Genomic DNA, 9,552 nt, shown 5'->3' on the forward strand with positions numbered 1-9,552 from the left:
AGGCAACCTCAGCGCGCGTCGGGTTCCGGATTCTGCCCGGCGCGGGCCAGAAAGTCGAAGTCACAGCCTTCGTCGGCCTGCGTGATGTGTTCGCTGTAGAGCGCGCCGTAACCGCGTTCGAAGCGGGGTGCCGGCGCCGTCCACCCGGCACGCCGGCGCGCCAGTTCCTCATCGGACACCTCGAGCCGCAGGACCCGCGAAGGGACGTCCAAAGTGATCAGGTCGCCGTCGCGGACCAGGGCGAGCGGGCCGCCGACGTGCGACTCCGGGGCCACGTGCAGGACGCAGGCGCCGTAGCTGGTCCCGCTCATCCGCGCGTCGGAGATCCGGACCATGTCCCGGACCCCCTGTTCGAGCAGGTGCGCCGGGATCGGCAGCATCCCGTATTCCGGCATGCCGGGGCCGCCGAGCGGGCCGGACCCGCGCAGCACCAGCACCGAGTCCGCGGTGATCGACGGGTCGTCGATCCGCTTCTTGAGATCGGGGTAGTTCTCGAACACCACGGCCGGGCCGGTGTGCGTCAGCAGGTGCTCCTCGGCCGCGATGTGCTTGATGACCGCCCCCGACGGCGCCAGGTTCCCGTGCAGCACGGCGACCCCGCCCTCGGCGGCGACCGGGTTGTCCCGCGGCCGGATGACGTCGTTGTTGTGCACGCTCGCCTGCGCGAGGTTCTCACCGAGGGTGCGGCCGGTGACGGTGAGGCGGTCGGGGTGCAGCAGGTCGGTCAGCCGCGACAGCAGGCCGGGCAGGCCGCCGGCGTAGTAGAAGTCCTCCATCAGCCAGTCGCCGCCGGGCCGGACGTTAGCCAGCACGGGCACTCGGCGCGCAATGGCGTCGAAGTCGGCCAGCGAAAGCGGGATCCCGCTGCGGCCGGCCATCGCGATCAGGTGGATCACGGCGTTGGTCGAGCCGCCGAGCGCGAGCACGGTGGTGATCGCGTCGGCGTAGGCGCGTTTGTCGAGGACCTGCGTGATGGTGAGGTCTTCCCAGACCATGCCGACGATCCGCGCGCCGCTGGCCGCGGCCATCCGGTGGTGCGCCGAGTCGACGGCGGGGATCGACGCGGCGCCCGGCAGGGTCACGCCGAGCACCTCGGCGGCCGAGGTCATGGTCGACGCCGTCCCCATCGTCATGCAGTGCCCCGGGGAGCGGGCGAGCCCGCGCTCCAGTTCGGACATTTCGGCGTCGCCGATCAGCCCGGCGCGCTTGTCGTCCCAGTACTTCCACATGTCGGTGCCGCTGCCGAGGACCTCGTTGCGCCAGTGCCCGCGCAGCATCGGGCCGGCCGGGACGAAGATGGCGGGCAGACCGGCGCTGGCCGCGCCCATCAGCAGCGCCGGCGTCGTCTTGTCGCAACCGCCCATGAGGACGGCGCCGTCGATCGGGTAGGACCGGAGGATCTCCTCGGTCTCCATGGCCAGCAGGTTGCGGTAGAGCATGGGGGTCGGCTTCTGGTAGGTCTCCGACAGCGTGGCGACGGGGAACTCCAGCGGGAAGCCGCCGGCCTGCCAGACGCCCCGCTTGACCTGCTCGGCGCGTTCGCGCAGGTGCATGTGGCAGGGGTTGATGTCCGACCAGGTGTTGAGGATGCCGATGACCGGCTTGCCGAGGTGCTCTTCCGGGTTGTAGCCGAGCTGACGGCTGCGGGCGCGGTGGCTGAAGTTGCGCAGTTCGTCGCCGCCGAACCACCGGTGGCTGCGGAGTTCCTCGGGTGCTTTCATGCGGCTCAGTATGGCATCTGATATATGATCTGCCGGGCCTGGTTGAATGGGGCTCACCGAGCGAGGAGCGCACGATGACCGGGACCTTCAGCCTGCCCGCCTCCCGGACCGAAGTGGTCCTGGAGGAGATCCGCCGCGGCATCCTGACCCGGGAACTGGTCCCCGGTCAACCGCTGGTCGAGGCCGAGCTGGCCGCGCGGCTCGGGGTGTCGAAGACGCCGGTGCGCGAAGCGCTGAAGGTGCTGTCCAACTCCGGTCTGGTCACGTTCAGCCCGTACAAGGGCGCTTCCGTCGTCAAGGTCGACGCCGAGCTCGCGAAGTCCGTCTACGACGTGCGGATGGTGCTCGAGCCCGAAGCCGTCCGGCGGACCGTCGGGCAGCGCGACCCCGAGCTGCTGGAAGACGCGGCCGAGGCGCTGAAGGAGGCGTCGACGGCCATCGCGGACAAGGACCAGGCCGCGCTGAGCCTGCTGAACCGCCGGTTCCACCGCGCCCTCTACCGCGGCTGCGGCAACCCGCTGCTGGTCAGCATCCTCGACGACCTGAAGGACCGCGCGGCGCTGATCAGCGTCGTCGGCTGGGAGGCCAACCCCAGCTGGAAGAAGGAGTGGACCGAGCACCGGGCGGTGCTGGCCGCGGCGAAGAAGGGGGACGCCGAAGGCGCGGCCGCGCTGCTGCGCGACCACATCGGCGGGTTCCTGGAACGGGTCCTCAAGGCCATCGGATGAGGCTGCTGCTGATTTCGGACACCCACCTGCCGGCCCGTGCCCGCGTGCTGCCGCCGCAGGTGTGGGACGAGGTCGCGGCCGCGGACGTCGTCGTGCACGCGGGGGACTGGATCGACGTCGCCCTGCTGGACGAGCTGGAAGAGCGCAGCAAGCGGCTCATCGGCGTGTACGGCAACAACGACGGGCCGGTGCTGCGGGCCCGGCTGCCGGAGATCGCGCGGGCGGAGCTCGGCGGCGTGCGCCTGGCCGTGATCCACGAGACGGGCGCCAAGCAGGGCCGCGAGCAGCGGTGCGACGCGCGGTTCCCGGACACCGACGTGCTGGTCTTCGGGCACAGCCACATCCCGTGGGAAACGGTGACCCCGGCCGGGATGCGGCTGCTCAACCCGGGTTCGCCGACCGATCGCCGCCGTCAGCCGTACTGCACCTACCAGACCTGCCGCATCGAAGGCGGTGCCCTGGTGGACGTCGAGCTGCACCAACTGCCCCGGAGGGGGTAGACAGGTCCCATGGATCCGGCATGGGCGTTGCGGGAGATCGCGTTCCAGCTCGAACGCGCGGGGGAACCGACCTACCGCGTGCGGGCGTTCCGCAACGCGGCCGCGACCGTCGACAAGACCGGCGCCGAGCAGCTGGCCAAGATGGCGGAGAACGGCACGCTGACGTCGTTGCCCGGGATCGGGAAGGCCACCGCCGGCGTCATCGAGGACGCGCTGGCCGGCCGCGATCCGGCGTACCGGTCGAAGATCGTCGAGAAGGAGCTGCCGGACGGTGAGCCGCTGCGTTCGGCGCTGCGGGGCGACTGCCACACGCACTCGGACTGGTCGGACGGCGGCAGCTCGATCGGGGAGATGGCCGTCGCGGGCCGCGACCTCGGTCACGAGTGGATGGTGCTGACCGACCACTCGCCGCGGCTGACCGTCGCGAACGGGTTGTCCCCGGACCGGCTCCGGACGCAGATGCAGATCGTGGCGAAGGCCAACGAACTGATGGCGCCGTTCCGCCTGCTGCAGGGGATCGAGGTCGACATCCTCGACGACGGTTCCCTCGACCAGGAAGAGGAACTGCTGGGGCAGCTGGACTTCGTGGTGGCGAGCGTGCACTCGAAGCTGCGGATGCCGTCCCGCGACATGACGCGCCGGATGGTGGCGGCGGTGCGCAACCCGCACGTGCGGGTGCTGGGCCACTGCACCGGACGGCTGGTGGTCGGCCGGGGCCGGCCGGAGTCGGAGTTCGACGCGGAAGCGGTGTTCACGGCGTGCCGCGAGAACGGCGTCGCGGTGGAGATCAATTCCCGCCCGGAGCGGCTCGACCCGCCGATGCGGCTGCTGCGGCTGGCGGCGGAAATCGGCTGCGACTTCGCCATCGACAGCGACGCGCACGCACCGGGTCAGCTGGACTGGCAGGGGTTCGGCTGCGAGCGGGCGATCAAAGCGGGGATCGGGCCGGAGCGCATCCTCAACACCCGCACGGCGGATGCGCTCCTGACCCGTTAGCCCGGCTCAGTTGATCGTGTACGAGTCCCCGTAGACCTTCCACTTCAGCGGGGTGTGCAGGTCGAAGTTGCCTTCGTTGAGGAACTTCAGCTGCGCGGTGTCCACGCGCGAAGTGTCGGAGTGCGCGTCCTCCTGCTTCATGATCACCTTGCGGGCGTCGAGGAACGCCTTCAGGTACGTCGTCTCGTTGCCGCCCTGGGCCGGGGTTTTCGCCTTCTTCATCGCCGTTTTGCGGATGCCGCCGAAGCTGTCGGAGCTCTCGCCGGGGCCGTGCATCACGATCGCGTCGTAGTAGATGAACTGGCCGAGCGTGCTCAGGCCGTCCGACTTACCCTGGTTCACCGACGGGTTGAAGTAGACGCGGTCGCGCTCGTTGTTCTGCGCCGTCTGGAACGCCGTGGTGGCCGCGGCCTGCTTCCACGCGCTTTCGAACGCCGAGCCGAGGCCGGCGTGGGAGTCCGTGCCGTTCACCTTGCGCAGCGCCGGGAGGTACTTCGCCAGCGGGTTGCCCGGCACGGCATCCGTGTACGCCTCGACCAGTTCGAGCATGTCGCCGGTGCCGGAGCAGAAGCCGATGATGCCCGCGGTGTAGCCGCGGCCGTCGCCGATGTCCTCGATGTACTTGTACTGCGCCTTCCAGTCCAGCGAGGAGTTCTCCGCGCTGGAGACCAGCTTCATCGCGATTTCCTTCTTGGCCGGCGCCGAAAGGTCGCCGGCGGCGAGGACCGACGCGCCGGCCACCGGCGCCGGGGCGGCCGCGGAGAACGCGGGCGTGGTGATCACGAGGGCCGCGACGGAGGCGGCGCCGAGCGTGCCGATGAGAACCGGCCGCAACTTCTTGCTCATGGGGAGGGGACCCTTTCCGCGGGATGCGCCGTCGGAGCACGGCGGCTACGGGTGATGCGGGTGGAGCTGCGGCGTAGCGACACGGTAGCGAAGAGTCAGCGAGCTCCACAAGAGGCGGATTTTGTTCATGTTCGTGAACGGTCCAGACCACTGCGCGCTGTCCGTAAAGGACGGTCACCGGCCCCCGGCGAAGAGGCGGATGACGTCGGGCAGCACGCTCACCGGGATCGTCGGGTCGATCGCGCGCTGGACACCGAGCCCGATGCCCAGGCTGAGCAGCGCCGTCGCGGCGTCGTCGGCCGACATCGGGAGCGTGATCCCGAACCGCTCCGCATAGGCGCCGAGCAGGCCGGCGATGGTGTCGCGGATGGCCTTGTCCCGCGCCGCCAGCTCGGCACGCACGTGCGGGTCGCGCCGGGCGTTCGTGGCGAACTCGACCTCCAGTGCCGTCCACGCCTCGTCGCCGATGCTGCGCTCGGCCCAGGTCTGGAACGCCGCCAGCAGCCCCTCCACCCCCTCGGCGCCGGCCAGCGCCTCGGCGACCAGGGCGACCTGCTCGTCGTGGATCCGGTCGAGCACCGTGAGGCAGAGCTCGTCCTTGCTGCGGAAGTTCGAGTACACCGCGCCCTTCGAGTACCCGGCCTCGTCGGCGACCTTCTCCAGCGACGTCACCGAGTAGCCGTCGCGGAGGAAGAGCAGCTTGGCGGTCTCGATCAGCTGCTCGCGGGTGCGCGCCTGGCTTTCCGCGCGGGTGAGTCGGGCCATGCGGGCACTCTAGCGAGCCACGGAATCGGGGTACCGGTGGTTTTTGGATACTGCTAGTCTCCGAAAATGGAACAACGTCACTTCGCGGTCCTCGTCGTCGGTGCCGGGGCGTCCGGGCTGGGCGCCGCCATCCGCCTTTCCCGAGCCGGGGCCGGCGATCTCGCCGTGCTGGAGAAGGCCGACGCGCTCGGCGGGACCTGGCGCGACAACACCTATCCCGGCTGCGCCTGCGACGTCCCGTCCGCGCTGTACTCGTACTCGTTCGCCCCCAATCCGGAGTGGACGCGCGCCTTCGCCGGCCAGGCCGAGATCCGGGCGTACCTGCGGGACACGGCCGCGCGGTTCGGTGTCACCGGGAAGATCCGGTACGGCGTCGAGGTGACGCGCGCCCAGTGGAACGACCGCGACGCGCGTTGGGAGCTGGAGACGTCCCGGGGGCCCTACAGCGCGCGGATCCTGGTCGCCGGCACCGGCCCCTGGCACGAACCGCTGATCCCGGACCTGCCGGGGCTCGACGGTTTCCCCGGCGAGGTGTTCCACTCCGCGCGCTGGAACCACGGCTACGACCTGACGGGCAAACGCGTCGCGGTGATCGGCACCGGCGCGTCCGCGGTCCAGTTCGTCCCGGAGATCGTGCCCCGCGTGGAGCGGCTGCACCTGTTCCAGCGCACCGCGCAGTGGGTCCTGCCGAAGCCGGATCACCCGGTGCCGGCGGTCGAACGCTTACTCCTGCGCCGGTTCCCGGTGCTGCAGCGGGCCCTGCGCGCCGCCGAATACGGCTTGCTGGAGACGCTCGGGTTCGGCTTCCGGCACCCTTGGCTGCTGCGGCAGGTGCAGAAGATCGGGCTCGCCCACCTCCGCCGGTCCGTGCGGGATCCCGTGCTGCGCAGGAAGCTCACCCCGGACTACACACTCGGGTGCAAGCGCCTGCTCATGTCAAACACCTACTACCGCGCCCTGACGGAGTCCACTGTGGACGTCCACGGTACGGCGGTGCGGGCGGTGGCGGGCTCGCGCGTGCTGGGCGCGGACGGCTCGGCCGCCGAGGTCGACGCGATCATCTTCGGCACCGGCTTCCACATCCTCGACATGCCGGTGTCGGCGCGGGTGTTCGACGCCGGTGGCCGCAGCCTCGACGACCACTGGAAGGGCAGCCCCCAGGCGTACGCCGGGACGACCGTGGCCGGGTTCCCGAACCTCTACCTGCTGCTCGGCCCCAGCCTCGGCACCGGGCACTCGTCGGCGTTCACGATCGTCGAGGCGCAGCTGCGGCACACGGTGGCGGCGGTGACCCGGACGCTGCGCTCGGAGCGGACGTCGCTGGCGGTCCGCCCGGAAGCGCAAGCGGCGTTCAACGCCGACGTCCAAGCGGCGCTGCCGGGCACGGTCTACCAGTCCGGCGGCTGCTCCAGCTACTACACCGACGTCAACGGCCGCAACAGCTTCAGCTGGCCGTTCTCCACCGGACGGCTCCGGGCGCAGGTGGGCGAGTTCCGCGAAGCCGACTACGAGGTCACAACGTCCTGAAGCCGATCCCCGCCTTGGTGAGCCGGTCCACGAGCGCGCCGCCCATCGCGGTCGCCGTGGTCACCTGGCCCGCCGTTTCCGGGAGCTCGTCGGTGGCCAGGCACAACGCCGACTCCGCGAGCATCTTGGCCGTCTCGTCGTAGCCCGGGTCGCCGCCGGACACCTCCGTCACCACCCGTGAGCCGCCGCCCTCGCCGACGAACCGCACCGAGAACCACGACCTCGCGCGCCGCTGGGGGCTCGGTCCGCTGCCCGGTGCGAGCAGCCGGGACAGCGCCCGCCGGGCCGGCGGGACCTGGGCCGCGGCGAACAGGGCACCGGCCCCGGCCACCCCGCCGGCCAGCACCGGCAGGTGTTTCACGGCGGCGAAGTGCCGGTAGGTGAAGTCCGGCCCGTATCGCTCGGACGCGGCCGCCGAGCGGCGGACGACCTGCGCGTCGATCGTCGGCAGCGGCACCGCCCACCAGCCCGGGCCGGCGAGCCGGTGCGGGCGGCCGAGCGGGGCGTGCGTGGAGCGGCCGGCGGGCCGGGGCTCGGCGGCCGCCCGCTCGCGGGCCACCCGGGCCCCGGCCGGCAGCCGGGACATGATGGTCAGCGCGCTCAGGAACGTGCCGCCCGAGGGCATCCCGCCGGCCCGCACGTAGCCGTCGACCTTCAGCGGCACGCCTTCGGGCAGCTGCTGCACGGTGAACCAGGCGCCGAGGTCGTGCGGGATCGAGTCGAACCCGCACGCGTGGACCAGCCGCGCCCCGGTCTCGCGGGCGCGCCGGTCGTGCGCCAGGTACATCCGGTCGACGAACTCGGGTTCGCCGGTCAGGTCGACGTAGTCGGTGCCCGCGGCCGCGCACGCGGCCACCAGCGGCTCGCCGTGCGCCAGGTACGGGCCGACGGTCGTGATCACCACCTTGGCGGCCTCCGCGACGGCCCGCAGCGACGCCGGATCGCCGGAGTCGGCGACGAGCAGGTCGAGCGAGCCGAACCGGTCGTCGATCTCCGCCAGCCGCGCCCGGACGGCCTCGAGCTTGCCGCGGTTGCGCCCGGCCAGCGCCCAGCGCAGGCCGGAGGGTGCGTGGCGGGCCAGGTACCCGGCGGTCAGGCCGCCGGTGAACCCGGTGGCGCCGAACAGGACCACGTCGTAGGCGCGCATGTCTTCTCCTCCGGGAGGTCGGCGGGCTCAGGTTACCCGGCGGTCACTTCCCGGTGCCGGGTGAAAGTACCGGCGGGTACAGTGCCCCCTCGAACGCGAGGAGGCAACCGTGACCGAACGCTTCGGCAGCTACCAGAACGAGATCTACCTGCAGGGACTCGGTGGTCAGCTGCCCCCGTGCTCGACCGACGCGACGAAGCTCGAGGCGTCGGCCCGCGAGGTCATGGCACCCGGGCCGTTCTCCTACGTCGCGGGCGCGGCGGGCTCGGGTGCGACCGCGCGTGCGAACCGCGAGGCGTTCGACCGCTGGCGCGTCGTGCCGCGGATGCTGACCGGCGCCACCGACCGCGACCTGGCCACGACGGTGCTCGGCACCCGGCTGTCCGCCCCGGTCGCCGTCGCGCCGGTCGGCGTCCAGTCGATCGTCCACCCGGACGCCGAGTCCGCGACGGCCCGCGCCGCCGCCTCGGTCGGGCTGCCGTTCATCCTGTCCACGGCGTCGTCGACGGGCATCGAGGACGTCGCCGCGGCCAACGGCGACGGCCCGCGCTGGTTCCAGCTGTACTGGCCCGGTGACAACGACGTCTGCGCGAGCCTGCTGACGCGGGCGAAGCAGGCCGGCTACACGGCGCTGGTCGTCACGCTCGACACGTGGACGCTGGCCTGGCGACCGTCCGATCTGGACCAGGCGTACCTGCCGTTCCTGAAGGGCGAGGGGTGCGCGGTCCCGTTCACCGACCCGGTGTTCCGCGGGCTGCTGGAGAAGACCCCGGAAGAGGACCTGAACATGGCGATCCTGCGCTGGATCGGCATGCTCACCGGCACCGACCGGACGTGGGACCAGCTGCCGTTCCTGCGCGAGCACTGGGACGGCCCGATCGTGCTCAAGGGCATCCAGCACGTCGCCGACGCGCGCCGCGCGGCCGAGGCGGGGATGGACGGCATCGTGGTGTCGAACCACGGCGGCCGCCAGGTCGACGGCGCGATCGGCGCGCTGGAGGCCCTCCCGGGCATCGTCGCGGCGGTCGGCGACCGCGTGGAGGTGCTGTTCGACTCGGGCATCCGCACCGGCGCGGACGTGCTCAAGGCGATCGCACTGGGCGCGCGGGCGGTCCTGGTCGGCCGCCCCTGGGTGTACGGACTGGCCCACGCGGGCGAGGACGGCGTCCGGCACGTCCTGCGCAGCCTGCTGGCGGACTTCGACCTGACCATGGGCCTGTCCGGCCACCGCACGCTCGCCGACCTGGGCCCGGATTCGCTCCAGCGCACGTAACGGCCCGCCCAAGCGCCCCAATGTGGCGGGGGGGGGGGGAGCAGCCCCG

At 71.7% G+C, this 9,552-nt stretch carries 9 protein-coding genes; 5 read left to right on the forward strand and 4 right to left on the reverse strand.

The window, feature by feature from the left end:
- Positions 1–8: 8 nt before the first annotated feature.
- A complete protein-coding gene (araD, locus tag Q5425_RS38425) occupies positions 9–1,721 on the reverse strand; it encodes an L-arabinonate dehydratase (protein ID WP_308677330.1) in 1,713 nt (570 codons plus the stop codon).
- Between the two features lie 74 nt (positions 1,722–1,795).
- Here araD and Q5425_RS38430 point away from each other — a divergent pair, with 74 nt between their 5' ends.
- The 3 genes from Q5425_RS38430 to Q5425_RS38440 are packed head-to-tail and all read left to right on the forward strand — an operon-like array spanning position 1,796 to position 3,945.
- Positions 1,796–2,449 (forward strand): GntR family transcriptional regulator, encoded by a 654-nt coding sequence (locus Q5425_RS38430; protein WP_308677331.1) that lies wholly within the window; start codon positions 1,796–1,798, stop codon positions 2,447–2,449.
- Positions 2,446–2,949, forward strand: a complete 504-nt coding sequence (locus Q5425_RS38435) for a YfcE family phosphodiesterase (protein ID WP_308677332.1) — start codon at positions 2,446–2,448, stop codon at positions 2,947–2,949. Before Q5425_RS38430 ends, Q5425_RS38435 begins: the two co-directional genes overlap by 4 nt.
- A gap of 9 nt (positions 2,950–2,958) precedes the next feature.
- On the forward strand, positions 2,959–3,945 hold the full coding sequence (locus tag Q5425_RS38440; protein ID WP_308677333.1) for a PHP domain-containing protein: 987 nt from the start codon (positions 2,959–2,961) through the stop codon (positions 3,943–3,945).
- A 6-nt stretch (positions 3,946–3,951) separates the two neighbouring features.
- On the opposite strand, the gene Q5425_RS38445 is transcribed toward Q5425_RS38440, so the two are convergent.
- Positions 3,952–4,791: a chitosanase gene (locus Q5425_RS38445; protein WP_308677334.1), complete on the reverse strand. Its 840-nt coding sequence runs from the start codon at positions 4,789–4,791 to the stop codon at positions 3,952–3,954.
- Positions 4,792–4,965: 174 nt separating this feature from the next.
- On the reverse strand, positions 4,966–5,556 hold the full coding sequence (locus Q5425_RS38450; protein ID WP_308677336.1) for a TetR/AcrR family transcriptional regulator: 591 nt from the start codon (positions 5,554–5,556) through the stop codon (positions 4,966–4,968).
- A 66-nt stretch (positions 5,557–5,622) separates the two neighbouring features.
- Between Q5425_RS38450 and Q5425_RS38455 the strand changes: the two genes are divergently transcribed.
- On the forward strand, positions 5,623–7,083 hold the full coding sequence (locus Q5425_RS38455) for an NAD(P)/FAD-dependent oxidoreductase (protein WP_308677337.1): 1,461 nt from the start codon (positions 5,623–5,625) through the stop codon (positions 7,081–7,083).
- Here the strand turns inward: Q5425_RS38455 and Q5425_RS38460 are convergent.
- Positions 7,070–8,230: a saccharopine dehydrogenase NADP-binding domain-containing protein gene (locus tag Q5425_RS38460; RefSeq protein ID WP_308677338.1), complete on the reverse strand. Its 1,161-nt coding sequence runs from the start codon at positions 8,228–8,230 to the stop codon at positions 7,070–7,072. The genes Q5425_RS38455 and Q5425_RS38460 overlap by 14 nt on opposite strands.
- Before the next feature lie 109 nt (positions 8,231–8,339).
- Here Q5425_RS38460 and Q5425_RS38465 point away from each other — a divergent pair, with 109 nt between their 5' ends.
- On the forward strand, positions 8,340–9,503 hold the full coding sequence (locus tag Q5425_RS38465; protein WP_308677339.1) for a lactate 2-monooxygenase: 1,164 nt from the start codon (positions 8,340–8,342) through the stop codon (positions 9,501–9,503).
- Positions 9,504–9,552: the final 49 nt, after the last annotated feature.

Origin of the sequence: Amycolatopsis sp. A133 (genome assembly GCF_031082405.1) — a bacterium.
Lineage (GTDB): Bacteria > Actinomycetota > Actinomycetes > Mycobacteriales > Pseudonocardiaceae > Amycolatopsis.

Bases quoted from the DNA above. Each gene is read 5' to 3' on its own strand.
- Q5425_RS38430 (WP_308677331.1), top strand. From the start codon at position 1,796: ATGACCGGGACCTTCAGCCTGCCCGCCTCCCGGACCGAAGTGGTCCTG.
- araD (WP_308677330.1), bottom strand. From the start codon at position 1,721: ATGAAAGCACCCGAGGAACTCCGCAGCCACCGGTGGTTCGGCGGCGAC.
- Q5425_RS38440 (WP_308677333.1), top strand. From the start codon at position 2,959: ATGGATCCGGCATGGGCGTTGCGGGAGATCGCGTTCCAGCTCGAACGC.
- Q5425_RS38460 (WP_308677338.1), bottom strand. From the start codon at position 8,230: ATGCGCGCCTACGACGTGGTCCTGTTCGGCGCCACCGGGTTCACCGGC.
- Q5425_RS38435 (WP_308677332.1), top strand. From the start codon at position 2,446: ATGAGGCTGCTGCTGATTTCGGACACCCACCTGCCGGCCCGTGCCCGC.
- Q5425_RS38455 (WP_308677337.1), top strand. From the start codon at position 5,623: ATGGAACAACGTCACTTCGCGGTCCTCGTCGTCGGTGCCGGGGCGTCC.
- Q5425_RS38450 (WP_308677336.1), bottom strand. From the start codon at position 5,556: ATGGCCCGACTCACCCGCGCGGAAAGCCAGGCGCGCACCCGCGAGCAG.
- Q5425_RS38445 (WP_308677334.1), bottom strand. From the start codon at position 4,791: ATGAGCAAGAAGTTGCGGCCGGTTCTCATCGGCACGCTCGGCGCCGCC.